Here is a 26089-nt window from a genome sequence, read left to right on the forward strand (position 1 = left end):
TTCTAGTTGTTCTTTGGTTTGTTTAATCGGTCTTTTGTATTAAATTTCTTAGTGTAAAGCGTGATATATCTTTGTTTTGGGTTGAAGTGAAGGTAGTAATTTTTCTTTTCATCTTTGGGATATCTAGAATCTTTGGGGTTTATTATATGACATTGTACTTCATCCATGAAGAAGTCTTTATCTTCTTCAATTAACCATTTTGGGCCTTTGTAGTTGAGTTCTGTGTAGTAGTTTGAAGGGTCGTTGATAAACATATTATTAAATTGTGAATCATCATCTTTACGTTTCATATGGAAAGTATTAAAAAAATCAATCCTGCTATCTTTTACTTCCCATTTGTCAAAAGGGTTTTTCATAAACGGCATTATATCAGTTGGCTCGTATTCACGGTGCTTTCCACGACCAAGGCCGTTGAGGCCGTAGAAAGTGTATTTTACTTTAATCATTCTTGCATCTTTGGGAGGTTTGAGGTATTTTAAAAAACCTTGTTTCCATGATTCATATTGTTCTTCACATTCTTTTCTGCGTGCTTTAATTTCTGTAATTGATTTGTTGATTCTTTGTTTAGTGTCAATTACTTCATCTAAATCAGAAGGCAACATGACTTCATGGTTTGGATTTAGGGTTTTGAATTTGTTTGTTTTATTATAGGCATCATTAATGATAGTTGTTAAATCACGGTTAGAGTAGTTTTTGCCTTTACATCTGTTTGCAATTTCTTTTAAATGAAGGTAAGTGTGATAACTGATTTGATAAGGTTCTATCAAGAATTTTAAGAAACCTTCAATTTCTTCATCTTTAATTAAATCAATTTTAATTTCTTTGCTAAAACGACTTCTGAGCGCTTTATCAATTTGGTCTAGGTGATTAGTAGCGCACATTAAGACAATTTTTTTGTCAGAACGGTTAAAACCATCTAATTTAGTTAAAATATTATTAACAATATTAATACTTGTTTTATTAGAATTTTTGTCTTCACGGTTAGCCATGCCACTAATTTCGTCAATAAAGATAATAGTTTTATCATGTCTTTCAGCTTCCATCCAAATCTTTTCCCATTCTTCTACTCCTTCGCCGACATAAGTTTTATCTAGTTTTGAAGGGTCAAATTCAATAAAATAGGCGTTGCATTCATTACTCAATGCTTTCAGTAAAAAAGTTTTTCCCGTACCAGGCGGACCATATAATAAATATCCTTTGGGTCTTATTTTGTCAAAATTTACTAAATTGTTATTGGATTCTTTAAAATAAAAAATTAAATCCTCTAATTCTTCTTTTTCGCTTTCCATACCATAAACGTCTTTAAAAGTAATTTGTTTTTTGGCGATTTTTTCAATATTTGGGTTTTTGATTGCTTCAATTTCATTTTGAAGTTGTTTAATTTGTTTATCAAATTGGATTAATTGACCGTCTAAAAATAAATCATAACTTTTGAGATTTTGGACTTCTTGTGGGTTGTCTTGATGTTTAATTATTAGTTCTTTGATGTTTTCTTTGTTGGCGTTATTATAATTTATTGCTTGTTGTAAGTCAGATATTTTTTGATAAATAGTTTTGAATTGAGTAGTTTGATTGGTTTCTGATTGGATGCTTTCAATTAGTTTCTTATTGTTTACTTGTGATTTTGTATTTTCCACTCTTTTTTTGGTTAATGGTTGGGTAGCTTCATTGATTTGTTCGCGTTGTTTTGATAAATCAGCTATTTGTTGGTTTAAGTTTTTTATTTCAGTTTCTAATTGGGATTTTGTTTCATCATTTAAATTAGTTTCTTTATTGTTTAATTCTTTGGTTTTTTGTTTTAATTCTTGGTTGAGGTTGTTAATTTGAAGACTTAAAGTTTTGATTGTTTCTAAATTAGAGTTGATTTGTTGTGATGATTGGTTGTCTTCTTCTATAAGTTTTTTGTTATTGTTTATGTTTTGTTGATTGATTATTTCTAAATCTTTTAAACGTTTTTGGAGTTTATTAAGTTCTTCTTTTGCTTCTGAATCAAGTTGGTTATTGGGTGGTTGTGTTATTGTTGGGGTTGTTGATGATTTGGATTTGGTTTCTGTTTTAGATATTCCAACAATAAATAAAATCAACAAAATTAAACTAAATAAAGATAAGAAACTAAGATATATTTTGTTTTTAAGCTTCATTTTTTCTCCTTTCTAGAAAAAATAATTTTTTTTGATATTTAAGTTTTGAACTTGTGAATATAATAAGTCAACTTTTGTTTTTTTGAGTGAAAAAAGGGCAAAATTTTGAGTCTATTTTTGTAGGTTTTTGTAATTTTTTATTATCGGTTAAATTTGCTTAGTTTCTTTAAATAAGTTGTTTGGGATGATGGATTTAAATTATTAATTTTCATTTATTTCTTTGTCACTTTCTAAATTATTTTTATTTTTTGATTCGTTATTTGGATTTGGAATAATTGAAAATGTTTTTTTAGGTTTGCTTTCTTTTTGTGTTTCATCTTTTTTATTGATTTCTGGTAATGGAAGAAAATTAAAAAAGATTTTTTTAATGATAAACATTAAAGCAGTTGTAAATAGGGCGCCAACGATAAATCCAATGGCGAAATTTAGATCATTCATTTTCTTCCTCCTTCTTAATAATTGGGTTGATATTTTGCGATTTTAATTGTTTTTTTCTTGCTTTTTTCTCTTGCCAATGAGAAACTTTAACTCTTTGAACCATAATTTGGGATTGGAGTTTTTCTTGGTTTTCATTGATTTTATCTAGTTTTTTTAATAATTGTTTTTCTAAATATTCTTGTTTGGCATTTTGGATTTCTAATTTTTGTAGTTTTTTGTTGGGGAAAAAAATACCCAAAATTAAATCTTTGAAGAAATTTAAAGTGTTTGCAATTAATTTAAAAATTGGTTTGAACCCAGAAACAATAAGAATAGTGAAAAGTGTTGTTTGGATTCCATCCATTCTTCGTTCAAGAATTTCAGTAGTTGTAAATCCTTTGGTATAATTTAGAATAAAATTGCTAATTGTTGCAAATATTGAAAATAACCACATATTTTTTTACCTTTCTTAATAATCTTTAATAACTTTTCTTCGTTTTTTAAACGATTTCTTTTTGTTTTTAAAAGTTTTATTGGGGCGGTCTAAATTAAGCCATTTTCCTTTTGGTTGATTATATTTATTAGTTTTTTTCTTGGATTGGGAATTGCGGGATTTGAAATAAGTCCCATTAAATGCTTCTGACATGCCGTCGCTCATATTATTCATTCTCCTTATTATTTTTATTAATCTTTTTATCTAATTCATCAAGTTTTTCTATTGATTCATCCAGTTTTTTATGTGTTTTATTGAATCGTTCTTGGGTTTGGTTTCTTGTATCATTAACTTCATCGAGAACTTTATTTTGGGATAAACCAATTTGACGAGTTAATAAATAAGTAGTCATTTTGGTTTGTGGCTATTCCACAGAAATAATGCGGTTTTAAATGGTTAACGTTAAAAATTAAAATTTCTGAATGAAAAACAACGTTTTCAAAAACGTCTTTGGGAAGACTAATAATAGAAGAGATTTCGGGATATTCTTGATTTAAAAATTTCTGTAATCGCTTGCTATTTAGTGATTGATTAAGTCTGAATCCATAAGGAGTAAATAAAACAATTGGGATATCTTTACCAAAAAGTTCAATTATTTTACTTAACCACAACTCAGGCAACAAAGGACGACCACCATATTTTTCCTTAACGTAGTTTTTAGTTTTAAAATCCAAATTAAAGGGTGGGTTTGTAATTACCAAGGATATTTTTTGTGTATTTAAATCCTTTTGGGTTAATTCTAAAAAGTTGTTATGAATTAAATTAGGGAAGGTTGTTTTTTCTATATCAACCCCTAAAACATCAAATCCTTTTTGTTGCCAAGGTAGTAATAAAGAACCTTCACCAACACAAGGGTCAAGGATTAAACCGCGTTGGATTTGAGGTGATAAAATATTATATAAAAATTGCGATACCCAACTGGGAGTATAAATAGTAGCTTTTTTTTCATTTTTGAAAAAATTATTTCTATCAACTCGATACATTTTTTTATTTTTCCTTTTCTTTTTTATTTTAATTTAAGGTTTTTAACTTCATCTTTGAGGGTTTTTGATAGTTTGAAATTTACCACAGTTTTTGCAGGGATTTTTAGTTTTTTACCTGTTTGAGGATTTCGTCCTAAACGGGCTTTTTGGCTTTTTAAAATGAATTTACCAATTTTTGGCGATATTATTACTTCTTCGTTTGATTTGATTGCTTCAATTAAAGCATTTTCAAACGAATTGTAAAAATCTTGAGTTTGAGTAACTGAAGTGTTATTCATTACTGCGAGGTTTTTGATTAATTCTTTTTTTGTTAGTTTTTTTAATTTTTCTTTTTTAGTCATTGTTTTTGCTCCTTTCTTTTATGATTGTTCCATCGGAGTTGTAGTAAGTTCTTTTAAACAATTTACCATTAGGATGGTGTTTGTATATAAAAGCTATTCTTTTGCGATCGAAGGAAAAACCAGTTGTTTTAATTAATTTGTTTGTTTTGGGATGGTACTTAAATTCTGTAATATAGTCAATTGTTTCACCATCTTCTCGGTATTTAGTAAATTTAATTAATTTACTTATTTGGGGGTTGTATTTTCTGATGTAATCAATTGTTTCACCATCGCCATCATAAAAAATTTCTGTGGTTAATTTACCATTAGAATTATAATTTGTTTGTTTAATTACTTCTTCTGTTTCAGGGTGATATTCAGTGATGTAATATATTGTTTCCCCATCTGAGTAGTATTCAACAACAGATTTCTTTGTTTTGTCGGAATTTAAAGTTTTTTGATGATTCATAATTATTTTTCTCCTTTAATTAAAATATTTATTTGTTGATTAAAATTTTCATTATTTGGGATAAGTTTTTTTATGTATGATTAGTATTTTTTTTGTTGTTTTTATACTTCCATTAGGGTTGTAATAGATTTCATTAAAAACAGTTCCATCTGGGTTGTATTTCGTATATTTAGTTTTTTTGCCTGTTTTTGGGTTATATTCAATAATACAGTTAATTGTTTTACCATCTTTATGGAACCAGGTTGCTTTATTTAATTTACCATCTGGGTAATATTCAACAACAAACCTCTTTGTTTTGCCATCAAGGTAATAAAAAGTTTTTTGATAATTCATATTATTTATGCTCCTTTAATTAAAATATTTGTTTGTTGATTAAAATTTTCATTATTTGTTCTAAATTTTTTTATGAATGATTAATATTTTTTTGTTGTTTTTATACTTCCATTAGGGTTGTAATAGATTTCATTAAAAACAGTTCCATCTGGGTTGTATTGGGTATTTTTGATTAATTTACCTGTTTTAAGGTTATATTCATTAGTATAAATTAACGTTTTGAAATCATCTTGATAGTAATTTATGATGTGCTTTTTATCATTTATTATTTCTTCTCCAATTGTGCCATCAAGATGATAATTAATTGTTTTGATTATTTCTGCAGTTACAGGGTTCCAACAAATAATACAGTTAATGGTTTTGCCATCTTCACGGAACCAAGTTGATTTATTTAATTTGCCATCAGAGTAATATTCAATAACAAACCTCTTTGTTTTGCCGTTGCCGTAATAATGAGTTTCTTTAATTCTTTTATGTGTTTGGGGGTCGTATTCTTGGATGACATATATTGTTTTGCCATCGGAATAGTATTGGGTTTGTTTGGTTAATTTACCATCTGGGCTATATTCAGCAACAAATTTTATAGCTGTTTTGATTCCTTTGCGATAAAAAGTTTTTTGATAATTCATATTATTTATGCTCCTTTAATTAAAATATTTGTTTGTTGATTAAAATTTTCATTATTTGTTCTTTTTAATAATTTTTAATAATAACTTCTTGTGTTATTCCTTTTGAAGTTAAAGCGTAATTGGTTGTAGTTTGAATGGGTTGGATATGAAAATCTTTAAATAATTCAATTATTTTAGGGGAATTATAATTTGTATACAACCACTTTACCTTGCGATAATTTGCCATCTCTAAACTTTTATAAAGTCTTTTGTGATCTTCAAATGTGAAAGGTTTTTGATAAAAGTCTTTATCTTTAGTCCCTTCACGCCAATACGGAGGATCAACAAATATAAAATCGTTGCTTTGGGTTTGGTTAATGACACTTTCAAAATCGCCATTTAACAATTTTATATTCTTAACATTGGTTTTTATTCTTTGGATTTCTGATAAAACAATTATAGGGTTTTTGAAACGAGATGAAAAATTGTATCCTAAATAAATAGTTCCATCAGAGCGATATCGGAAAATGCCCCTAAAAGCATATTTCAATAAAACATAAAAAAGGGCACTTTTATAAGCACACAAATTACTTTTATTAAATTTTTCTACCAAATGTTTAAATGATTCTTTTTGCGTCTTTTGATCTTTATTTACATATATTTTGTCTTCAAATTTACGCACATAATCACAAAACAATTCTGGTTTTGCTAACATATCTTTCCAAAGTTGTATTAAATTGATAATCATTATCGTTCAAAGTGACAATTGAGGGAGCAAGAGATTGGAATAAAGCCCCACTTCCTAAAAAAGGTTCATAATAATTGTTATAATTTGTTGGAATATATTTTAATAATTTAGGTAACATTTTCTTTTTACTGCCTATCCATGGTATTTTCATTATTAAACTCCTTTACCCAAATATAAATTAAAAAGACAACATCAGAAACAAGACTAATAGCGGTATTAGCCTTAATTCCTAAATTAAAATCAAAAAATAGGGTCATTAGATTTGTTATGATAAAACCTAAATATGTTATACTTAACAATATTAAAATGTGTTTGGGAGTTAAAATCATTTTTATTCTCCTTTATTTATTTAAATTATTTTTTTATTAATTAATAAGTTTTAATAATTTTATAAAAATGTTGTTGATATCCTAAGAATCAATAATGAAAACCATTCATTTGAAAAAATATAATCAATTATTTTATCCACAAAATGAGAGATAAAAAATGACAAAAAAATGAATGAAAATATAGAAGAAGTATGCAAACTCAAATAACAAACAAGAATACAAAATGATAAAGATTTAAAAACAAAAGATAATATTTTTGCCATATTGTTGAATCCTTTCTAATTTTCAATGTATTTGTTTCATTTACTTTTTTTAGCGTTATATTCATTAATAAATTCAATTGTTTTATCATCTGAGTAGTATTTGGTCTCTTTGGTTCGTTTACCGTCTGGGGTGTATTCAACAACAAATTTCTTTGTTTTGCCATCTTCATAATAAAAAGTTTTTTGATAATTCATAATTATTTTTCTCCTTTAATTAAAATATTTGTTTATTGATTAAAGTTTTAATTATTTGGTCTAAATTATCTTTTTGGGATTTGGTTGCATTAATTAAAAAATGATTACAATTTTTGTGGTTGCAATTTGCATCATTACAGTATTTATGTTGGTTTAAATAATGCTTACGGACATTTTCAAAATAATTTAAAGGTTTTCGTTCAATGAGGTCTAATTTATGATTTGCTTGGTTTTGTTTACGTTGTATCCCGATTTTAGGGTCAATATCTAAGTAAAAAGTTAATTTAGGTTTAATTAAGAAATGATTGATGATTTTTGAAGTAATTTTGTCATCATAATCTATGTAATTACCTTTGCTTTGATAAGCAAAAGTAGAATCATACCAACGGTCAACTAGAACAAGATAACCACCCAATAAAGCAGGGATTATTAATTCATCTTGGGTTTGCATCATATTGGCAAGGCTAAGTAAATATTTAGTTTTAGGGCTTATTTTGGATTGATGTAAAAATAAATTTCTGATTTCTTTTCCAACAATGGAACTGCCTAAACCTTGAAAAAATTTAATTTGATAGCCTTTATTTTCAAAAGAATCTTTTAATTCGTTAATTAAAGTAGTTTTGCCGCTTCCGTCAACGCCTTCAAAACTAATTAATTTATTTGTCATTAGGGTGAACCATCTTTTTAATTAAATTAATAGGTGAAAAAGGAATGAATTGGTTGGTTAGTAAGTTTTGTAAGAAGAGATTAGCTGAATTGGAAAATAAATTGATTACTTTGTTAATTGATTGTACTTTACCATTTTTAATTTTATTATTTAATCTTTGAGTTTCGGATTCATCATTTGTTAACAAATAAAACCCAAAGCGAGTGTCTAGTTTTTTGATTTGTTCCCCTTCTACTATTGATTGTTTGTATCTATCTCTAAGGCATGTTTTGAAATTGAAGGCAATAATGCGTTTTGTTTTGGTAAACAATACTAAATCAAATTTAATATCAGGGATGAAAAATAAATATGATTGAGGATATAAATATTTAATTCCTTTGTGATTTAGATAAAGCAAAATTAAGTATTCGTTAATTTTTCCGCGAATTGATTTTTGGCTTTGAGAGTTGTGTTGGTTGTTGGTTAAATATTCATTGAGTATATTATGGCAATCAAACATATATTGATTAAAAACTTTGTTGAAAAAAATTGGTTGAACTATTTGTTTGGTGATGTTAACGCACAAAGATTTATGATTAAAAACGTTAATATTATTAAAATCTAAATTAGATATTTGTTTCATATTTTTATTTCCTTTTTTATTCTTATTCTTTTGCTTCAAATCTTTGGATTTGTTGATAAAAATTAAAACTACATTCGCCTTTGGGACCGCTACGGTTTTTGGCAATAATTAAATTCGTATGTGGGTTGTTATCAGGTGTTTGATAATAACTTTCGCGGTGTAATAACATCACAACATCAGCGTCTTGTTCAATTGATCCCGCATCTCTTAAATCTGTTAATTGTGGGCTTTTGACTTCTCTTACATAGGTTGCACGGTTAAATTGACTCAAAGCTACAATTGGAATATTAAGTTCACTTGCTAGTTTTTTTAATTTGCGTGAAATCACAGATATTGCTTGATATATATTCAAACTTTGGTCGTCTTTTAATAAATGGAGGTAATCAATAAAAACAATATCAAGTCCTTTAGTATATTTCATTTGACGGCATTTGGTTTCAATGTCTTCAATTTTGTTATTTCTATCATCATCAATTAAAATGTTTAATTGCGTTATTTCATCCTCAGCAATAAGTAACTGTAATTTTTCATTTTTAGTTAAGTTTTTGTGTTGGAGTTGTTTTAAAGGGATTTGAGAAGCAGAAGAAAGTAACCTAATTCCTAATTCTTCCGCTGCCATTTCTAAACTAAAAATAACTGCTTTTTGGTTTTCGGGGTTGGTAGTAAAGTTTTTTGCAATATTACAAGCCAAATTTAACATAAAAGCAGTTTTTCCCATCGCAGTTCTTGCTCCTAAGATAATTAATTGGTTAGGTTTGAAACCAGAAATTAATTCATCTAGATTTTTAAAGCCTGTTTTTATTCCTACAAATTGGTTGGGGTTGTCATCATTAACAATACTTTGGCGAATATAAGGAATTAATGTTTTTGTAGAAATAAAAGGAGATTTGGTTTTTTGCATAAAACTTTCTACTTGGTTTTTGACTGTTTGCAGATAATTGTGAATATTTTTACTTTTTGATAATGCGGTTGGTAATTGTTTGATTAATCCTAACAAATCTCTTTTAAGGGAATTTTCTTTAATTAAATCAATATATGTCTCTAAATATTCACTTGCAGGGGCCGCCTCCACTAATTCAATTAAATAATCAATTCCTCCTATTTTGTATAAATTGTTATCTAAAACGGAACCCACCGTAACATAATCAATTTCGCGATTTTGCAGTTTTAATTGCTTCATTGTCTCAAAGATACAACGATGCTTGGGGTTGGAAAAATTGTTTGTGTTGACTAAATTTATAACAACATCCATTTTTTCTGGTTTTAATAATAGTGCTCCCAATAATGCACGTTCGGCTTCAATCATCTTTCAAACTCCTTTTTCTCAGTTTGGATACAAAAAAAATCCAAACTGTTTATTTTTAATTAATAAACAATTTGGATAAATTTGTTGTTCTCAACCAGTACCAGTTTTTTGGGCAGTCTAAGGAGAGTTCCGCGTAAAAACAAAAGTTTGGTTAGATGATCAAGTTTTAGGAGAACCCCAAAACCAAGCTGCCTTTAATTTGTTAAAACAAGCAGTAAATAACTCTGGTTTTATGCTTCAATTTAACACAACTTACGAAGCTCGTTAATTAAAATAAAATCACTAAATCCGCCAAACGGTGGTTTGCCAAGAAATAAGGAATCAAAACTTATCCCAACAACGGAAAAATAATTATCCTTTAAAGACTATCGTTTATGATAGTCTTTTTTGTTATACATCAAAAAAACTATTTAATAATACTTTCAACAATTCTTTTTTTTGAAAAGCGCTTGAAACACATAAAAAAGCATTATTAAATCTTTATTTGATTTTTAAAAAAAATGTCTCAAAAAATTATTTCCCTAAGCTTTCAAAAACTTTTAAATAATCGCCATTGAAAAAAATTTATCTTTGTTACTAATGAGCTTTTTTTAATTTCTGCAAGATACATTTAACGCTCTTTTTTCTTCTTTTTCTTTGCTTTTTTATATCAAAAAAAAAAAAAACAGCATTATCTTACCTTTTTTATAATTTTTTCAGTGTTTTTTTTAACAAAAAAGCAGTATAATATAAAGCGTATTAAAAAAAATTTTTTCATTCTTTTTCACGCAGATAAAAACTAATGTAATTGAAAAAGAAAAAATAAAACAAATCCTTTCATAATAAAAATAAAAGGAGTAATTAAAATGTTATTTTCCAAAAATTCTCGTAAACATTTTATTTTTAATCTTATTTTTTTCGCTATCCTTTCAGGTTTATTAATAAGCATGACTATTTTTGCTTGGCGTAAAATTAGCGTTGAGACAACAAAGCAAAGTGAAATGGCCCCTACCAGTCCTAATTTGAAAGTTATTAACACAAATATGTCTGATGATAGCGAAACATTTACACTAAAAAAGTTCATTAGAGCAACCCGCAAAATTAGATGTTAAGGCAGCTGTAAAGGCTCTAAATCATGGACTTGATGCCGCACAAGCACAAACATTAAATAATTTATTAAACCAAGCTGCTGCTGTCAAAATTCAACATTTTATTGTAGACACAAAAAATAATGAAACTGAATTGAATGAAAACACACAAGTAAAAGGAGAATTCCGCGTAAAAACAAAAGTTTGGTTAGATGATCAAGTTTTAGGAGAATCCCAAAACCAAGCTGCCTTTAATTTGTTAGAAGAAGCCGCCGCAAATAATGAGTTTCGGCTTAAGTGTCAAAAACACATTTAGGCTCAATAATGATATTTGGCGCGATCCTGCAATTCATGTTTGGGACATACAAATAAATTTACCAAATTACAATAATTCATCTGAAACACAACCTTCACCTACACTTCAAGATTGGAAAAATAATGCAATTCTTAAACAAGGGAAATATTTCATCTCAGACTTAAAACAATTGGTCAAAAGTTTAGATACAAGCAAACCACTTTACGATGAAATAGGAACTGAGTATAAATTCGGAAGAATTAAAGACGATAACATGGGTGGTTATTTTTACTATATTCGTGAAAAAAGAGAAGGTTATCCCTTATCCATAATGTCATTCTCTATTAATGATAATTCTAATAATAGAGAAAATAAAGAAATCAACTGTCCAAAATATTTTTCAACTAAAAAACCACCTACGCTTGAAGAATGGAAAAATAATGCAATTCTTAAACCTAATGAATATACCTTTTTAGAAATCGCAAACATCTTCTCAAACCTAAATACAAACAAACTAAATCCAACCCCAATAACCCTTTACGATGAAAATGGAGACGAGTTTAAATTAGAAAAAAGTATAAATATGTACTTTATTAGAAGAGTAATTAGAAGAGTAAAAGGAACGAGTGCACAATATGAAGTATCATTCCCTTACAATTCACAACACAATCAAAAAGTAGAAGTTTCGAAATATTTTTCAACTACAAACCCACCTTCATCTGGTATAAATAATAATTGGAGACAACAAAAATAATTTAACCTTTAAAGACTATCGTTTATGATAGTCTTTTTTTGTTTTATGCCATAAAAAACCATTTAATAATAAAAAATATTCAAAAGCCTTTATTTTTTGTAATAAACCGCCAAAAAGAGGTTTTATTAGTCATTATTTTCATAGATGCAAATTAAACTAAAAAAACAGTATAATATAATAAAAAGATGTATTGCAATTATCTTTTATTATTTTTTCATTTTTTTTCATACAGATGAAAGATTAAAAAGACTTAAAAATAACAAATAGAACAATTTCTTTCATAATAAAATAAAAAAGGAGCAATTCCATTGTTATTTTCAAAAAAATATCGTATACATTTTATTTTCAACCTTATTATTTGTGCTATTCTTTCGGGCTCATTAATAAGCGTTATTGCCCTAGATTGGCGTGAACCTAATAAGCAAGTTGAAAAAAACAGTCAAATCGCTTCTACCAGTGGTAATTTTGATTTCTTTAATGTAGATGATGAAAAAAAATTGATTCCTCAAGGTATTAATAAATCATCTGATGAAGTTGATGAAAAAGAATTTTTAATTAAATCCAAAGACGCATTAAATGAAAATCAACAAGCAACATTGGATATTAAGGCAACTGTAGAGGCGAAAGATCATGGATTTAATGACCCAGAAAAAATACAAACATTAAATAATTTATTAAACCAAGCTGCTGCTGTCAAAATTCAACATTTTATTGTAGACACAAAAAATAATGAAACTGAATTGAATGAAAACACACAAGTAAAAGGAGAATTCCGCGTAAAAACAAAAGTTTGGTTAGATGATCAAGTTTTAGGAGAATCCCAAAACCAAGCTGCCTTTAATTTGTTAAAACAAGCAGCAACAAACTCTGATTTCAGTTTAAGTTTTTCACATAGTTTGAAACTCAATAATGATATTTGGCACGACCAAATAGAACATGTTTGGGACATAAAATTAAATTTAGTAAATTACAATAATTCTTTAGAACAAGAAACAGTAACTTCACAAAATCCAACATTAAGTCCTGATGATGCAACAGTAACTGATGGAAGCCAAGGTTCAAAAGAATCTCAACTAGAAAATACCGTAAATACAAGTAATAATCGCGGAGGTTTGATCTTTAATCTTGGTTGGGGTTTGAACCGCTTTAGAGATGGAGCAGTTGCGGCGGGAAGGGGATTGATAAATGCTGGAAAACAATTATTGAGCGGCCAGGACGACAAAAAAAATAACCCACCAAACCAATCTTAATAACAAAATAATTTTAACTTTTAAAAACTATCATAAACGATAGTCTTTTTTTGTTCCGTTTCATTAAATTAATTATTTAATAACATTTTTATAACTCTTTTTGTGAAGCGTTTGAAACAAATTGCCAAAAAAACCTTGCCCCTTTTAAAAAATACCAAACATAAAAAATTTTTAGGTGTTTAGCTATTTTTTTCTTTTTAATAAAAACATTTGCAAATTAGGGTTTTGATATGCTAAAATATATGTGATATTTTAAAATAATTAAGGAGAACGATTATGAAATGGCCTACCAAAAAAACCAGCAGACAAACTTATGGCGAAGAAATTGCCAACGCCATTTCTCATGGTTTAATGGTCTTTTTTGGAATTTTTATTCTTGTTTTTTTCATCATCCAAACTAACAAAAAAAGCCCATCTGACGTCCCTATTGTTTTAATTTTTAGTATTTCTGTCATCCTTCTTTATTTGGCAAGCACTCTCAACCATTCCTTATCCTTCACCAAAGCACATAAATTTTTTCAAAAAAGCGACCATATTAGTATTTATGTGCTTATTTGGGGCACTTTTGCACCTATTTTGCTACTTTTAAAGGGTTTGCAAGGCCCTTCCTTGGTTAGTGAAATAATACCATACCTTACTAAAGGTCGCCTGATTTTTGTTTGTCAATGTCTTTTGGTTTTGTTAGGAATTGTTGGCAAAATCTTTTGGTTTGAAAAATGGGAACACTTGCACCTCACTCTTTTTCTTTTGTTTGGGTGGAGTGGTTTGCTATTTGTTAAGGAATTGTTTCAACCAGGCAACGAACTCTTTTTTCTTTTTATTTTCTTAGGGGGTTGTTTTTATAGTGTTGGGGTTTATTTTTTTGTGAAAGACTATAAAAAATATTTCCATTTTATTTGGCATCTTTTTGTTATTTTAGGGACTACATTTCATGCTTTGGGTATTTTTTATATGTTGAATAGTTTGAACAAATAAAACTTTTTTAATCCTTTGTTTTTTTATTTAATTCCACCCAAAAAAATCCCTTTTTATTTTTTTTGATTCAAGTGTATTATTGAAAAAAGTTTAAAACAAACTTTCAAAAAGCAATTTGTTATTGATAAAAACAAGCTTATTTTTAAATTAAAAGAAACTCATTGACTTTAAAAAAATCTTTTAAGACAAAAGATTGTGTTTCTTTTAAAAATTTATTTATTATATTTTTTTAACTTTCATGTTTTATGATGAAAATAATTAAAATAAAATTTATAAAATCCAAATATTTACAAACTTTATATCTAAATAGAAAAGAGAAAAAAATATATGAAAATTATGTCGGTTAATTCAGGTAGCTCTTCTTTAAAATTTCAATTATTGGAAATGCCTCAAAAAAATTTAATCACTTCTGGTTTGATTGAAAGAATTGGTTCTAATAATGCCACTTTTACATTGAAAAACCAAAATCATAAAACTTCTAAAACCTTAGAGATTAAAAACCATCAACAAGCAGTATCATTATTATTAACTTCTTTAATTGAAAATAAAATAATTGCTCGTTTAGAAGATATTGATGGCGTGGGACATCGGATTGTTCAGGGTGGTGAATTGTTCCAAGATGCAACTGCTTTAAATGATGTAGAAATTGCCAAAATTGAAAGTCTTTGCGATTTGGCTCCTTTGCACAATCCAGCCAACCTCGTAAGTATTAAAGCTTTTCGCCAAGTTTTGCCCTCTTTATTTCAAGTCGGCGTTTTTGATACTACCTTCCATCAAACTATTCCTGCAAAGAATTTTTTATATGCTACTCCTTATGCTTGGTATCAAAAATACAAAGTAAGAAAATACGGGTTTCATGGCATTTCTTACCAATATATTACCGAACAAATGCAACAACTTTTGAATAAAAAAGATGCTAAATTAATTATTTGTCATGCTGGAAATGGTGTTTCTTTGTGTGCGGTTGATTCAGGTAAATCAATTGATACTTCAATGGGTTTCACTCCTTTAGAAGGTGTTCCTATGGGGACTCGTAGTGGTAATATTGACCCTGCAGTAATTAAGTTTATCGCTGAAAAAGAAAACAAAGGTATTGCTGAAATAACAGATGATTTAAACAAAAAATCGGGTTTACTTGGGGTTTCTACTATTTCCAACGATGCACGCGATATTCTTGCAGAAATTAAAAAGGGGAACCCTCAGGCTCGTTTAGCTTTTGATATTCAAATAAAAAGAATTGTTGATTATATTGCTAGTTACTATGTTTTATTAAAAGGAATTGATGCTTTAGTTTTTACTGCTGGTATTGGCGAGAATTCATCTTTTTTTAGATCAGAAATAATTAAGCGTTTATCTGTTTTGGGCTTTCGATTAGATGAGCAAAAAAATGAAGTGCAAGGAAAAACTTCCGTTATTACTTCTTCTGATTCACTTCAGCAAGCTTTTGTGGTTCCTACTAACGAAGAGCTTTCAATTGCTTGTGATGTTTTAAGGATTTATAAAAAAGTAAAAAAATAGTGTTTTTGAGTTTTTTATAATTTCAAAAATTCTTTTATGAGTTTTTCAAAAAAACTTTGTTTTTGTTTTTTTGGTGTGATTTTGTGATAAGTTTATTCATAAATTCTTTTTAAGTTGTTTAAAGATTGCATATAAATATTTTCTTTTTTTAAATATTTTTAAAACGAAAAGGATAAATAATTATTTTTCCCACAATCACTTATGCAAATTTTTTCAAACAATTGGCAATTAATTATGCAATAATTTATAAAAAACCCTCTTTTTATCTATAAAATATTTTTTATTTTTTTAACGAATGAATGAAACTTTTTTAATGTTTAAACACAATTTAATTTTTTTATTCATGAAATATTTTTCATAAACGAATGAAGGTTTTTTAAAACTTTCCCAAACTAAAATATTTTTACTTTTTTTATTCATAAAACCTTTTTAATTCAAACTTTTTTTAACAAATGCAAAAGTCTTTTTTTAAGACTTTATTAGGAGAAATACTCAAGTGGCTGAAGAGGCACGCTTGGAAAGCGTGTAGATCCAAAAGATGCGAGGGTTCGAATCCCTCTTTCTCCGCCAATAATTAAAAAAATTTATTTTTAAATTAAATATTTCAATTCACGTGGTTGATTTTTCTTTGATAAAGAAAAACATAATCTATAAGTTGTCAAACGAATTTAAGTATTCAATCAAATATTATTTTGCTGCTTTTGCTGCCATTTCTTTCAAAACTTTATCAATCAGAAATGTAACTTGAGGATTAACAAAAAGAATATGATTTTTAATTTCAAAATGAGTTTTTTTGCTACATTTTTTTAAAATAACAATTTTTAATTTGTTGATTTCAACCTTTTTTAACATTTTACGGATTTTTTGCTCTTTTGCTTGTCTTTTTAACATAATTACACTCTTTTCGTATTTGTTTCTTATAAAGATATTATATAATTTTTACAAGCTTTTATTTTAATAAAAAACAAAAATATTATTCAAACTAAAATTAGTTGCTGTATTTTGCCAGTAAAAATAATCATTATCTTTCCAAATCAAGCCCAAAATTGACAAATTAAAAAAAAGCATAAAAATTAAATACAAATTATTAATAAATAAAAAAGGATAGTTAAATTGATAGCGCAAGTAATTATAGATCTTAAAACCTCTTCTTTAAACCAATGTTTTGATTATTTAATTCCTCCCCAATTTGCCTCTTTAGTTCAAAAAGGTATACGCGTCATTGTTCCTTTCGGTCAAAAAAATGCTCCTCGCTTGGGGTATGTAATTGATTTAAAAAAAGAAAGTTCTTTTGCGAACAAAAATTTAATTGATGTTTTAGATGAAAAACCTTATTTTAACGAAGAGTTGTTTTTATTAGCAAAAGAAATGTTAAAAACTCCTTTTAGCATTAAATCTTTAGTTTATCAAACTATTATCCCTAAAGTTTCTTTAATAACTTATTTAAAAGAAATTTGTATCCTTAAAAAAGAATTAATCCCCGAACAACTTATCAAGGTTTTGCCTTCAAAAAATATTTTTTTAGTTAATGCTAAAAATAAAATCATGAAAGATTTGCAAAAACTATCACAAAAAGGGATTGTTTCAATTAAAGATATTGCAAAAACTAAAAAAAACGAAAAAACAATTATTAGTTATTTTTTAAATGTTGAATTAAAAACCTTATCAACGTTATTATTAAAAGATAAAGAAAAAGATTTTATTAACAAATTAATTGCTTTAAATGAAAATGCCAAAAGCAAAATTGTCATCAATAGAAAAGATGCTTTAAAGATAAGCACTCCCAGTGTTATAAAATCACTTCTTCAAAAAGAAATCATTAAAGAGTTTTACCAAAAAAAAACCATCATTTTAAACCATCATTTTGAATATCTCAAACAAGATAAAAAAATCACCTTAAACCAAGAACAAATACAAGTTATCAAAAGTGTTTCTTTGAATAAATACCAAACTTATCTTTTGCATGGCAAAACAGGTTCTGGTAAAACAGAAATTTATTTAAATTTGATTCAAGAGGTTTTAAAACAAAAAAAACAAATCTTATTTTTAGTTCCTGAAGTGATGTTAATTGCTCCTTTAATTCAACGTTTAGAAGCTAAATTTAAAAAGATTGAAATAGCTTTTTTTCATAGTTATTTAACGCCTTTGCAAAAACAAGCTCAATTTAATAAAATCATTTCCCAAGAAGCTCAAATTGTTTTAGGGACTAGAAGTGCTATTTTTGCCCCTTTAAATAATTTAGGGATTATCATTATTGATGAAGAACATGACGAATCTTTAATCGAAAAAGAAAAAGCCGCTTATGATGCCAAAGAATTAGCTCAAATAAGGGCTTGTTATCACCAAATCCCTTTAATTCTTGGAAGTGCTACCCCTTCTTTAGAAAGTTATTATCAAGTTGTTCAAAAAAAATACCAATTGTTGAAATTAACCAAAAGAGCTTTAATCAACAAATTCCCGCCTATTAAATTAGTTGATATGAAGCAAGAGTTAAAAAACGGCAACTTAGAACCTTTTTCAACAGTTTTCAAAAACACCTTGCAAGAAACTTTACAAAAAGGAGAGCAGGCAATCTTATTTATTAATACCAAAGGTTTTTCTCCTTTTGTTTTATGTCGTTTTTGCGGCTTGGTTCCTAAATGCCTTAATTGCAATAACAGCTTAACTTATTATTGTAAAAAACAACTTTTAAAATGTAATCATTGTGGTTTTCAAAAACAATTCACTTATCAATGTAGCAATTGCAACCATAAAACCGTTAAGGCTTTGGGGGTGGGGATTGAATATATTCAAAATTATTTGCAAAAAAAATTTCCTCAAGCAAAAACAATTGTCTTTGATTCAGATAATGTCACTCGTTTATCCCAATACGAAAAGTTATGGAATGATTTTCAACAACAAAAAGGCGATATTTTATTAGGAACACAAATGATTGCCAAAGGGCTTGATTTTCATCAAGTTACTTTTGTAGGAATATTAATGGCAGACTCTCTTTTAAAAATTCCTAGCTTTAAAGCTTCTGAAAAAACATTTCAGTTATTAATTCAGGCTGCAGGACGTTGTGCGAGAAAAAAAGAAGGTCAAGTTATCGTTCAAAGTTATAATTTAGAACATTTTGCCATTAAAAAAGCTGTTCTTTATGATGAAGTTAATTTTTTGAAAGAGTTGTTACAAGAAAGATCAATCACTCAAATGCCACCATTTGGTTATATCAGCAAAATGATGATTACAAATAAAAATTTTCAAAAAACTTTTGAGATTGCCTGTCGTATTAAAAATATTTTGGAAATCCATCATTATCAAAAAATAAAAGTGTTAGGTCCTGTTTTATCATCTATTCCAAAAAAAAATAACCATTATCGTTTTTTATTAACCTTAAAATATCATCGTTGGCCTTTAAATTTAGATTTTATTGTTGAACGTAAAATTCAACAAGATGCATTAATTTTTTTTGATCGTTTTGCTTATTTATTATAAAATTTAATACTTTCTCTTTTTTTAATATTTTATTTCTAAAAAAACAACTTTAATGTAATTTTGTAAATTTTTAAATCAAAAACTTATCTAATTTTTTATGTTTTGCTGTTGGCAAACTTATGGACGGTTTTTTTATTTTTTAAAAAAACTTTAGGACTGACTGGGTTGCTGAAAAAATTATAAAAAGTTTTTATTTTTAAAAAAATTAAGACTGACTTATTTTTAGTCGGTCTTTTTTTGTACTCAATTTTTTTATAATTAATTATGGGGGAGTTTTTATACATAAAATAATGCATAAACTAAAAAATAATTTTCTAATTTGGTTGCAAAATGTTTTTTTGAAAAAACATGTATTAATTTCAAAAATAACAAATAAAAAGTATCCTAATTTTTTCAGCAGCCCACCCTAAGTAATTTTTTTAGATAAACAGTAAAAGCCTAAATTTTGAAATTACTTAAATATTAATTAATATCGAATTTTTTTAAGAAATCAAAAAAATACCAAACATGTAATAAAAAATCAAAAAATGATGCAACTAACATACCAAAATCCAAAATACCTAAGTAATTTTTTCTAGATAAACAGTAAAATCCTAAATTTTGAAATTACTTAAATATTAATTAATATCGATTTTTTTTAAGAAATCAAAAAAATACCAAACATGTAATAAAAAATCAAAAAATGATGCAACTAACATACCAAAAACCAAAATATCTAAGTAATTTTTTCTAGATAAACAGTAAATAGCACAAATTTTGAAATTACTTAAATATTAATTAATATCGAATTTTTTTAAGAAATCATCAAAAAAAGTTTTTTCAAAAAAGCAATAGAGCGAATCTGCTGTAAGACATTTTTTAATTAAATAAAAAGTTAATTTTTTCATCAGCCCATGGCGTCAAAAAAATCACCCTTGAGTTTACAAAGGTGATTAAGTTTTTCAATTTTTTTTATTTAATTTTGTTGTTTTTATTGTTGAAAAATACTTTTTTGTTGTTATAATATCGGTAAGTTAGTAAACAGTAATTTTTAGCAAGTGATTGAAAAATTTAGCCATAACTTCTTTTCATTATTGGAAAAATCTTTTGTTTATTCAATAATTTCAATATTGGGGTTCATTCACAAGCTTTTAAAAAATGTTTAAATAAACAAAATCATTACTAAAATCTTGACTTTATTATTTTTTATTAACCCATTTATTGATATAATTACGATGTAATTATGTTTATATATTTAAATTTTTTCTTGACTTTATAAATTATGATTTCTTTGGTATTTAAGAAAAAAGAAAGTAGTTTTATTAAAGATTAGTCATGAAAAAGAAAATTAAAAATTTTATTATTATTTGTTTTTGTTTTATTTTATTAACTTTTTGTTTTGTGAAGTTTGTGTTTTCAAAACCTGATACTTCCCCTTCTTTGGTTTATGTTTCCAAGCCCAAAAAATTTCAAAATATTCCACTAACCCGTCAATTAGCATATTTAGGGCTAAACCAATTTATTGATGGCCTAGATGATAATCAATTTCAATCTCTTTATTTAACTATTTTACAAGGAGATCAAGAATTTTTTGAAAATGATGTTTTAAATTGTTCTTTGAAAACAGCAACCACTCCTTTAATTCAAGGAACACTTGATTTTTTATCCCAAAGATTAAACCAAAAATTTAATTTAATAATTAATGACTGCAATTCTTTATCTTCGGTTGGTTTGGGTCGCTCGGTTGATTTAAAAATGCAAAACAACAGTTATCATTTTTTTATCAAAAAATCTAGCGATACTTTAGGTGATGGTTATTGTTTTTTTCATGCCCTTATTTTTGTATTGCGAGAAAAAGGCTTTATCTTAGAATATATTATAAATATTTCTTTTGATAAGATTGATTTAGTTTCAAATAATCAAAAAATAATAAAAAAAATTCAAAAGTACAAACAAATTTAGATAATAAAAAAGTCAATGAGTAATTTTTTAAGTCTTTCAAAAGAATTGAACCTCAGTTTTTTGCGGGACTTAAAATTAACTTCATTGACTTTTATGTTTTGGGATTTAATACATAAATTAATTTTGTTTTTTCTTTATTGTCTTCATATATTTTTGTTAAAATCTCTAAAATCTTTCTATTTTTATCTTCTTCTTTTTTTCTTCGATTAATCCTTGATTCAAATACCCACCAAATGCTTTATTTTTTTGATGTCCTTAAAATTTTAATAGAAAACATTTTATAAAAAAAGGTTTTTAAAAAGATTTTCCAGTTTTACTTTTTTATTGAATTTATTTTGTATTCTTTAAATTTATCATAAGAACAATATAATAATCTTTTATAATTTATAATATGTTAGCAGGTTTCATTTTGGGACCCTTTTTTTACATCAATTGTATTTGTGTTTGTTGTGATATAGAAACATTTACTTTGAGATGATGAAATAATTTAAAGACGCTTTTTTTAAAAAAATGATGCCTGACTTATTTTTAGTTAGTTTTTTTAAGATTAAAAAAATTTTTCTAGAAATAATTAACTAATTTAAAAATATCAAAATTTATTTGTTTGGAAATAACTTATTTGTCTTTTTCATGTTCATGCATAAATTTTTGCTTTTCATCATCGGAAAAATACTTTTGTTTATTCAAAATCCCGATATTTTGGTTCATTTACTTTTGTCGTTAATCGTTCTTGTTTTAAAGACTTTTTTTGTTTCAAAAACATTATTTAAAACTAAAAATAAATTAAATAATTACATATCTTTTGAAACTCATAAAACAAATCAATTAAACTAAAAAACATTTATAATTTTTTTTCATAATTTGGTAAATAAAATTCATGATATTTTTTTAAATTTTTTAACTTCTGCTATATAGTTAGGTCAAAAAAGTTAAAAAAATATGAAGAAAATAAAAAGAAAAAATATTTTACCTTAGTTTATCATTTTGTTTGATAAAAACTGCAGTAAAATAATTTTTTTAAAATGGTGCTTTTTTTGATTTTAAAAAAGAAGTGCACGCAACTTGGATGATTCTTTTTATTTTCTTTGCTTTCTTTGTTTATATATATATGATTTATGTTTGTATTTCGGTGAGTTTAGTTATTTTAGTCAATTTTTAAATTGAAGCTTTTTTAATAATCGTGGTTAGACGTTAATTAAAAAAATTAAAATCAATTATATTATAATGCAGTTTTTTTAACTAAAACAATCTTTTATTGAAATTCTTGCAACCTTTGCACTGTTCCTTTTTTTAATACAACTTTTTATTTAAAAATTACTCTTTAAGACTTAAAATTAAATAGATAATTTCATATCTTTTCAAATTAACAAATAATTTCATTACACTTAAAAAGTGTCTAATGTTTTTTCATAATTTGCTAATTTCAAAAGATATTTTTTTAATATTTTATCCCTCCACTATATATATAGGCCGAAAAAAAGAAAAAATCACCTACAAAACGACATGGATTAAATTTTTTACAAAATAATGCGGAGTTATTAATTTTTTATAGAAAAAATGCGCAGTAAAACAACCTCTTGTTAAAAAGGTTTTGAGTTTATTATCGATAATTAAATATTTATCTAAAAGTTTGAGAATATTTTACAGGAGATGAAGTATTTAATTTAGTTAAAAGCCATTGGTTATTCCAAAAGGAAGTAAATTGATTGATAATTTTTTTGATTTTGCATGGAACTTGTTGAAATAAAAATGGATGTTGGTTGAATAAAATACTTTTCATCTGGCCAAAAAAGTTCTCAATCACGGCGTTATCGCGTGGGGTTGCTTTGCGGGGCATGCTGATTAAAAACCTTTTTTAGTTAAGGTTTGTTGTACTTTTAGGGATTGATAAACTAATCCTTGGTCGGAATGGATAACACAAGGTTCTTTTAATGGAGGTAGTTTTTTGATTGTATTTAAAATTAATTCTTTATCTTGGCGATTCGAAGTATGGGATGCGATGATTTGGTTGTTAAAAGAATCGATGATGGCAGAAAAATAGATAAATCCTTGGGAAGTGGAAAAATAAGTAATGTCGGTGAATAATTTTTTCATAGGTTGGGATGAGGTAAAGTCTTGATTGATTAAATTTGGTGCAACTTGGAGGTTAGATTTTAAATTTTTATGATAATAATATTTATTTTTTTTAGGCCTTAACTTACAACAAATATTATTTTCTTTCATGATAAGATAAACTTTTTTCTTAGTAATGGGTTCGTTAAAAGTTTTTTGGTATAAATCAGTAATTTTACGATGGCCGTAAAAATATTGGTGGTGTAAACATAAAAATTTAATTCTTTTTTGTTGTAAAAAATATTTTTTTTGTTTTAATTTTTGCTTTTCTTCAATTTTTAGCCAATAATAATAAGTACTTCGATTAATGCGAATTGTTTTTAAAATGGTAGTTAAATTTAGGTCTTGAGAAAATTGTTTAACCAATTGAAAAACTATTTTTTTATTAATAGTTTGAATGTGAGAAATCATATTTTGTAATAATCTTATTTTTTGCTTTAATTTTTGCATTATTAACACCAATTCTCTTATATCTTAATATTTTTTTTATTAATTACAAAGATAATTATAACTCAAAAATATATTTTAAAATTTAATTTTAAAATATATTTATTAAATTACTATATAATATTAATGATTATGTTTCTAATAAGGTTAAACCCGAATTAATCATTACTCATCACAAACCAATTCAAAACAGCCTTGGAGGGCTTTTTTGAATTGGTGTTTAGTTTTACCCACGGGTTTAACCTTATTAGAAACATACCATTATATATATAGGTCAAAAAAAAGAAAAACTCTCCATAAAAACGACATGGATTAAATTTTTTTACACAATAATGCGGAGTTTTTAATTTTGGGCTGTTTGTGCTATATAATAACAAGGGTTAATTAGCAAATCCCTCACCATAAACACTAGCGAAAATGATGATGGAAGAAATAAAAAACCCCCCCTCTAGTTGAGGGGGGGTTATAAATTAGATTGAAAAATGATCCGTTTTAATTTATGCCAAAATTGTAAAAATTAAAAGTAGGTATTTACAAGGTTTTTTAGGTCACTTAGAGGATAAATTGGATTTAAGGGGGTATAAATCAATCCCTAAGGTTTAAACCATTAATTGTAATTTAATCACAGCGAGAGGGGCAAAATAATGCGTTAAAGAGGCATGTTTGATTTAGGGGGGGTATTTTTTATTCTAAAAGTAGTTATTTGAAATTAAAAAAATAATATTTTCAATTATAATTTTTAATTTCTTTTTTTTGACTTCTTCTTTATTAGAACAATAAATATCAAATCATAAATATAAAATCATTTAAGAGCTAATATTTTGAATATTCATTTTTTATAATTAATAAAATTCTTTAAATCAATTCTTTTTAGATTATTGTGTAAAAAAAATAATTTTTTTATATTTTAGTATTGACAACAATAATATTTTAATAGTATATTAACCATATATATTATACTATTAAAATATTATTACTTTATACTTATAAAATATAAATTTTTTTCTTCAAAAAACCAATTAGAAAAGTGGTACTGGTTGAGAACAACAAATTTAAAAATAATTAATATTTTATATTTTGACAAATAATTTTAATTATGTTATAATAAAGGTAATTAATAAACAATTTGGTTTTTCAAAAAATCATATTTTTTTTGGAAAAAAATGTTGTTCTCAAATGGTGCCATTTTCGTGGAGCTTACCATTATCTTTAGTCCCTTCACGCCAATACGGAGGATCAACAAATATAAAATCGTTGCTTTGGGTTTGGTTAATGACACTTTCAAAATCGCCATTTAACAATTTTATATTCTTAACATTGGTTTTTATTCTTTGGATTTCTGATAAAACAATTATAGGGTTTTTGAAACGAGATGAAAAACTGTATCCTAAATAAATAGTTCCATCAGAGCGATATCGGAAAATGCCCCTAAAAGCATATTTCAATAAAACATAAAAAAGGGCACTTTTATAAGCACCCAAATTACTTTTATTAAATTTTTCTACCAAATGTTTAAATGATTTTTTTTGCGTCTTTTGATCTTTATTTACATATATTTTGTCTTCAAATTTACGCACATAATCACAAAACAATTCTGGTTTTGCTAACATATCTTTCCAAAGTTGTATTAAATTGATATCATTATCGTTCAAAGTGACAGTTGAGGGAGTAAGAGATTGGAATAAAGCCCCACTTCCTAAAAAAGGTTTATAATAATTGTTATAATTTGTTGGAATATAGTTTAATAATTGGGGTAACATTTTCTTTTTACTGCCTATCCATGGTATTTTCATTATTAAACTCCTTTACCCAAATATAAATTAAAAAGACAACATCAGAAACAAGACTAATAGCGGTATTAGCCTTAATTCCTAAATTAAAATCAAAAAATAGGGTCATTAGATTTGTTATGATAAAACCTAAATATGTTATACTTAACAATATTAAAATGTGTTTGGGAGTTAAAATCATTTTTATTCTCCTTTATTTATTTAAATTATTTTTTTATTAATTAATAAGTTTTAATAATTTTATAAAAATGTTGTTGATATCCTAAGAATCAATAATGAAAACCATTCATTTGAAAAAATATAATCAATTATTTTATCCACAAAATGATAGATAAAAAATGACAAAAAAATGAATGAAAATATAGAAGAAGTATGCAAACTCAAATAACAAACAAGAATACAAAATGATAAAGATTTAAAAACAAAAGATAATATTTTTGCCATATTGTTGAATTCTTTCTAATTTTCAATGTATTTGGTTCATTTACTTGTTTTAGCGTTATATTCATTAATAAAGTCAATTTTTTTGCCGTCGTCATCATAAAAAGTTTTTTGATAATTCATATTTT

At 26.2% G+C, this 26089-nt stretch carries 30 protein-coding genes, 1 tRNA gene and 1 pseudogene; 10 read left to right on the forward strand and 22 right to left on the reverse strand.

The annotated features are described in order from the left end of the window. Positions 1 to 2: 2 nt before the first annotated feature. The 17 genes from SLY_RS03415 to dnaB form a co-directional block, all read right to left on the reverse strand. The gene (locus SLY_RS03415; protein WP_015638179.1) at positions 3 to 2141 is read right to left on the reverse strand and encodes an AAA family ATPase; all 2139 of its coding nucleotides are present in this window, start codon (positions 2139 to 2141) and stop codon (positions 3 to 5) included. Positions 2142 to 2342: 201 nt separating this feature from the next. Then, positions 2343 to 2579 (reverse strand): hypothetical protein, encoded by a 237-nt coding sequence (locus SLY_RS03420; protein ID WP_015638180.1) that lies wholly within the window; start codon positions 2577 to 2579, stop codon positions 2343 to 2345. Then, positions 2572 to 3012 carry a hypothetical protein gene (locus SLY_RS03425; protein ID WP_012358667.1) on the reverse strand — a complete coding sequence of 147 codons (441 nt, stop codon included), beginning with the start codon at positions 3010 to 3012 and terminating at the stop codon, positions 2572 to 2574. Before SLY_RS03425 ends, SLY_RS03420 begins: the two co-directional genes overlap by 8 nt. 15 nt (positions 3013 to 3027) lie before the next feature. Then, positions 3028 to 3216, reverse strand: a complete 189-nt coding sequence (locus tag SLY_RS03430; RefSeq protein WP_012358666.1) for a hypothetical protein — start codon at positions 3214 to 3216, stop codon at positions 3028 to 3030. 1 nt (position 3217) lies between these two features. Then, on the reverse strand, positions 3218 to 3403 hold the full coding sequence (locus tag SLY_RS03435; RefSeq protein ID WP_015637627.1) for a hypothetical protein: 186 nt from the start codon (positions 3401 to 3403) through the stop codon (positions 3218 to 3220). Continuing rightward, positions 3357 to 4034, reverse strand: coding sequence for an N-6 DNA methylase (locus SLY_RS03440; protein WP_012358681.1), 678 nt, complete (start codon positions 4032 to 4034; stop codon positions 3357 to 3359). Before SLY_RS03440 ends, SLY_RS03435 begins: the two co-directional genes overlap by 47 nt. A gap of 23 nt (positions 4035 to 4057) precedes the next feature. After that, a complete protein-coding gene (locus SLY_RS03445) occupies positions 4058 to 4375 on the reverse strand; it encodes an HU family DNA-binding protein (RefSeq protein ID WP_015638181.1) in 318 nt (105 codons plus the stop codon). After that, positions 4368 to 4823: a DUF2963 domain-containing protein gene (locus tag SLY_RS05675; protein WP_015637764.1), complete on the reverse strand. Its 456-nt coding sequence runs from the start codon at positions 4821 to 4823 to the stop codon at positions 4368 to 4370. The genes SLY_RS03445 and SLY_RS05675 overlap by 8 nt, the downstream gene beginning before the upstream one ends. A gap of 51 nt (positions 4824 to 4874) precedes the next feature. Next, on the reverse strand, positions 4875 to 5156 hold the full coding sequence (locus tag SLY_RS05680) for a DUF2963 domain-containing protein (RefSeq protein ID WP_015637765.1): 282 nt from the start codon (positions 5154 to 5156) through the stop codon (positions 4875 to 4877). A gap of 80 nt (positions 5157 to 5236) precedes the next feature. Further along, complete coding sequence (locus tag SLY_RS03460) at positions 5237 to 5785, reverse strand: DUF2963 domain-containing protein (RefSeq protein WP_015637766.1); 549 nt, start codon at positions 5783 to 5785, stop codon at positions 5237 to 5239. A 64-nt stretch (positions 5786 to 5849) separates the two neighbouring features. Next, positions 5850 to 6479, reverse strand: coding sequence for a DNA adenine methylase (locus tag SLY_RS03470; RefSeq protein ID WP_015638182.1), 630 nt, complete (start codon positions 6477 to 6479; stop codon positions 5850 to 5852). Beyond that, complete coding sequence (locus tag SLY_RS05685) at positions 6451 to 6663, reverse strand: DNA adenine methylase (protein ID WP_015638183.1); 213 nt, start codon at positions 6661 to 6663, stop codon at positions 6451 to 6453. Before SLY_RS05685 ends, SLY_RS03470 begins: the two co-directional genes overlap by 29 nt. Continuing rightward, on the reverse strand, positions 6638 to 6841 hold the full coding sequence (locus SLY_RS03475) for a hypothetical protein (RefSeq protein WP_041784269.1): 204 nt from the start codon (positions 6839 to 6841) through the stop codon (positions 6638 to 6640). The genes SLY_RS05685 and SLY_RS03475 overlap by 26 nt, the downstream gene beginning before the upstream one ends. A gap of 299 nt (positions 6842 to 7140) precedes the next feature. Continuing rightward, entirely contained in the window at positions 7141 to 7299 is a 159-nt protein-coding gene (locus SLY_RS05085) for a DUF2963 domain-containing protein (protein WP_015637768.1), read from the reverse strand. 19 nt (positions 7300 to 7318) lie between these two features. Further along, entirely contained in the window at positions 7319 to 7966 is a 648-nt protein-coding gene (gene tmk / locus SLY_RS03480; RefSeq protein WP_015637769.1) for a dTMP kinase, read from the reverse strand. Beyond that, entirely contained in the window at positions 7956 to 8588 is a 633-nt protein-coding gene (locus tag SLY_RS03485) for a hypothetical protein (protein WP_041784281.1), read from the reverse strand. The genes tmk and SLY_RS03485 overlap by 11 nt, the downstream gene beginning before the upstream one ends. A gap of 22 nt (positions 8589 to 8610) precedes the next feature. After that, complete coding sequence (gene dnaB, locus SLY_RS03490; RefSeq protein WP_015637771.1) at positions 8611 to 9894, reverse strand: replicative DNA helicase; 1284 nt, start codon at positions 9892 to 9894, stop codon at positions 8611 to 8613. Between the two features lie 845 nt (positions 9895 to 10739). On the opposite strand from dnaB, the gene SLY_RS04815 reads away from it, so the two are divergent. The 7 genes from SLY_RS04815 (at position 10740) to SLY_RS03520 (ending at position 16323) form a co-directional block, all read left to right on the forward strand. Beyond that, positions 10740 to 10985 (forward strand): hypothetical protein, encoded by a 246-nt coding sequence (locus SLY_RS04815; protein WP_051085523.1) that lies wholly within the window; start codon positions 10740 to 10742, stop codon positions 10983 to 10985. Between the two features lie 130 nt (positions 10986 to 11115). Further along, positions 11116 to 11277 (forward strand): hypothetical protein, encoded by a 162-nt coding sequence (locus SLY_RS05690; protein ID WP_015638184.1) that lies wholly within the window; start codon positions 11116 to 11118, stop codon positions 11275 to 11277. Beyond that, positions 11243 to 12010 (forward strand): hypothetical protein, encoded by a 768-nt coding sequence (locus SLY_RS03500; protein WP_235043259.1) that lies wholly within the window; start codon positions 11243 to 11245, stop codon positions 12008 to 12010. The genes SLY_RS05690 and SLY_RS03500 overlap by 35 nt, the downstream gene beginning before the upstream one ends. A gap of 308 nt (positions 12011 to 12318) precedes the next feature. Then, positions 12319 to 13260: a hypothetical protein gene (locus SLY_RS03505; RefSeq protein ID WP_015638186.1), complete on the forward strand. Its 942-nt coding sequence runs from the start codon at positions 12319 to 12321 to the stop codon at positions 13258 to 13260. A 276-nt stretch (positions 13261 to 13536) separates the two neighbouring features. Then, the gene (gene trhA, locus SLY_RS03510) at positions 13537 to 14235 is read left to right on the forward strand and encodes a PAQR family membrane homeostasis protein TrhA (protein ID WP_015638187.1); all 699 of its coding nucleotides are present in this window, start codon (positions 13537 to 13539) and stop codon (positions 14233 to 14235) included. Between the two features lie 327 nt (positions 14236 to 14562). Continuing rightward, positions 14563 to 15753, forward strand: a complete 1191-nt coding sequence (locus SLY_RS03515; protein ID WP_015638188.1) for an acetate kinase — start codon at positions 14563 to 14565, stop codon at positions 15751 to 15753. 482 nt (positions 15754 to 16235) lie between these two features. Continuing rightward, positions 16236 to 16323 (forward strand) — tRNA-Ser (locus SLY_RS03520). Between the two features lie 117 nt (positions 16324 to 16440). Here SLY_RS03520 and SLY_RS03525 read toward each other — a convergent pair. Next, complete coding sequence (locus SLY_RS03525) at positions 16441 to 16644, reverse strand: hypothetical protein (protein WP_012358722.1); 204 nt, start codon at positions 16642 to 16644, stop codon at positions 16441 to 16443. A gap of 222 nt (positions 16645 to 16866) precedes the next feature. On the opposite strand from SLY_RS03525, the gene priA reads away from it, so the two are divergent. The 3 genes from priA (at position 16867) to SLY_RS03545 (ending at position 22005) form a co-directional block, all read left to right on the forward strand. Next, positions 16867 to 19230, forward strand: coding sequence for a replication restart helicase PriA (gene priA / locus SLY_RS03530; RefSeq protein ID WP_015638190.1), 2364 nt, complete (start codon positions 16867 to 16869; stop codon positions 19228 to 19230). Between the two features lie 1389 nt (positions 19231 to 20619). Next, positions 20620 to 21171, forward strand: coding sequence for a hypothetical protein (locus SLY_RS03540; protein ID WP_235043260.1), 552 nt, complete (start codon positions 20620 to 20622; stop codon positions 21169 to 21171). Between the two features lie 630 nt (positions 21172 to 21801). After that, positions 21802 to 22005 (forward strand): hypothetical protein, encoded by a 204-nt coding sequence (locus SLY_RS03545; RefSeq protein WP_235043261.1) that lies wholly within the window; start codon positions 21802 to 21804, stop codon positions 22003 to 22005. 784 nt (positions 22006 to 22789) lie between these two features. On the opposite strand, the pseudogene SLY_RS03555 reads toward SLY_RS03545, so the two are convergent. From SLY_RS03555 to SLY_RS05920, 4 genes and pseudogenes are all read right to left on the reverse strand, one after another. Then, positions 22790 to 23733, reverse strand: a pseudogene (locus SLY_RS03555) (IS3 family transposase). Positions 23734 to 24902: 1169 nt separating this feature from the next. Beyond that, positions 24903 to 25523, reverse strand: coding sequence for a DNA adenine methylase (locus SLY_RS03560; RefSeq protein ID WP_015638197.1), 621 nt, complete (start codon positions 25521 to 25523; stop codon positions 24903 to 24905). Next, a complete protein-coding gene (locus SLY_RS03565; protein ID WP_041784269.1) occupies positions 25498 to 25701 on the reverse strand; it encodes a hypothetical protein in 204 nt (67 codons plus the stop codon). The genes SLY_RS03560 and SLY_RS03565 overlap by 26 nt, the downstream gene beginning before the upstream one ends. Before the next feature lie 299 nt (positions 25702 to 26000). Then, a complete protein-coding gene (locus tag SLY_RS05920) occupies positions 26001 to 26084 on the reverse strand; it encodes a DUF2963 domain-containing protein (protein ID WP_420893821.1) in 84 nt (27 codons plus the stop codon). Positions 26085 to 26089 lie beyond the last annotated feature (5 nt).

It is taken from the genome of Strawberry lethal yellows phytoplasma (CPA) str. NZSb11 (genome assembly GCF_000397185.1).
Lineage (GTDB): Bacteria > Bacillota_I > Bacilli_A > Acholeplasmatales > Acholeplasmataceae > Phytoplasma > Phytoplasma australiense.

Bases quoted from the DNA above. Each gene is read 5' to 3' on its own strand.
- SLY_RS03415 (WP_015638179.1), bottom strand. From the start codon at position 2,141: ATGAAGCTTAAAAACAAAATATATCTTAGTTTCTTATCTTTATTTAGT.
- SLY_RS03420 (WP_015638180.1), bottom strand. From the start codon at position 2,579: ATGAATGATCTAAATTTCGCCATTGGATTTATCGTTGGCGCCCTATTT.
- SLY_RS03425 (WP_012358667.1), bottom strand. From the start codon at position 3,012: ATGTGGTTATTTTCAATATTTGCAACAATTAGCAATTTTATTCTAAAT.
- SLY_RS03430 (WP_012358666.1), bottom strand. From the start codon at position 3,216: ATGAGCGACGGCATGTCAGAAGCATTTAATGGGACTTATTTCAAATCC.
- SLY_RS03435 (WP_015637627.1), bottom strand. From the start codon at position 3,403: ATGACTACTTATTTATTAACTCGTCAAATTGGTTTATCCCAAAATAAA.
- SLY_RS03440 (WP_012358681.1), bottom strand. From the start codon at position 4,034: ATGTATCGAGTTGATAGAAATAATTTTTTCAAAAATGAAAAAAAAGCT.
- SLY_RS03445 (WP_015638181.1), bottom strand. From the start codon at position 4,375: ATGACTAAAAAAGAAAAATTAAAAAAACTAACAAAAAAAGAATTAATC.
- SLY_RS05675 (WP_015637764.1), bottom strand. From the start codon at position 4,823: ATGAATCATCAAAAAACTTTAAATTCCGACAAAACAAAGAAATCTGTT.
- SLY_RS05680 (WP_015637765.1), bottom strand. From the start codon at position 5,156: ATGAATTATCAAAAAACTTTTTATTACCTTGATGGCAAAACAAAGAGG.
- SLY_RS03460 (WP_015637766.1), bottom strand. From the start codon at position 5,785: ATGAATTATCAAAAAACTTTTTATCGCAAAGGAATCAAAACAGCTATA.
- SLY_RS03470 (WP_015638182.1), bottom strand. From the start codon at position 6,479: ATGTTAGCAAAACCAGAATTGTTTTGTGATTATGTGCGTAAATTTGAA.
- SLY_RS05685 (WP_015638183.1), bottom strand. From the start codon at position 6,663: ATGAAAATACCATGGATAGGCAGTAAAAAGAAAATGTTACCTAAATTA.
- SLY_RS03475 (WP_041784269.1), bottom strand. From the start codon at position 6,841: ATGATTTTAACTCCCAAACACATTTTAATATTGTTAAGTATAACATAT.
- SLY_RS05085 (WP_015637768.1), bottom strand. From the start codon at position 7,299: ATGAATTATCAAAAAACTTTTTATTATGAAGATGGCAAAACAAAGAAA.
- tmk (WP_015637769.1), bottom strand. From the start codon at position 7,966: ATGACAAATAAATTAATTAGTTTTGAAGGCGTTGACGGAAGCGGCAAA.
- SLY_RS03485 (WP_041784281.1), bottom strand. From the start codon at position 8,588: ATGAAACAAATATCTAATTTAGATTTTAATAATATTAACGTTTTTAAT.
- dnaB (WP_015637771.1), bottom strand. From the start codon at position 9,894: ATGATTGAAGCCGAACGTGCATTATTGGGAGCACTATTATTAAAACCA.
- SLY_RS04815 (WP_051085523.1), top strand. From the start codon at position 10,740: ATGTTATTTTCCAAAAATTCTCGTAAACATTTTATTTTTAATCTTATT.
- SLY_RS03500 (WP_235043259.1), top strand. From the start codon at position 11,243: ATGAGTTTCGGCTTAAGTGTCAAAAACACATTTAGGCTCAATAATGAT.
- trhA (WP_015638187.1), top strand. From the start codon at position 13,537: ATGAAATGGCCTACCAAAAAAACCAGCAGACAAACTTATGGCGAAGAA.
- SLY_RS03515 (WP_015638188.1), top strand. From the start codon at position 14,563: ATGAAAATTATGTCGGTTAATTCAGGTAGCTCTTCTTTAAAATTTCAA.
- SLY_RS03525 (WP_012358722.1), bottom strand. From the start codon at position 16,644: ATGTTAAAAAGACAAGCAAAAGAGCAAAAAATCCGTAAAATGTTAAAA.
- SLY_RS03545 (WP_235043261.1), top strand. From the start codon at position 21,802: ATGTTCATGCATAAATTTTTGCTTTTCATCATCGGAAAAATACTTTTG.
- SLY_RS03560 (WP_015638197.1), bottom strand. From the start codon at position 25,523: ATGAAAATACCATGGATAGGCAGTAAAAAGAAAATGTTACCCCAATTA.
- SLY_RS03565 (WP_041784269.1), bottom strand. From the start codon at position 25,701: ATGATTTTAACTCCCAAACACATTTTAATATTGTTAAGTATAACATAT.
- SLY_RS05920 (WP_420893821.1), bottom strand. From the start codon at position 26,084: ATGAATTATCAAAAAACTTTTTATGATGACGACGGCAAAAAAATTGAC.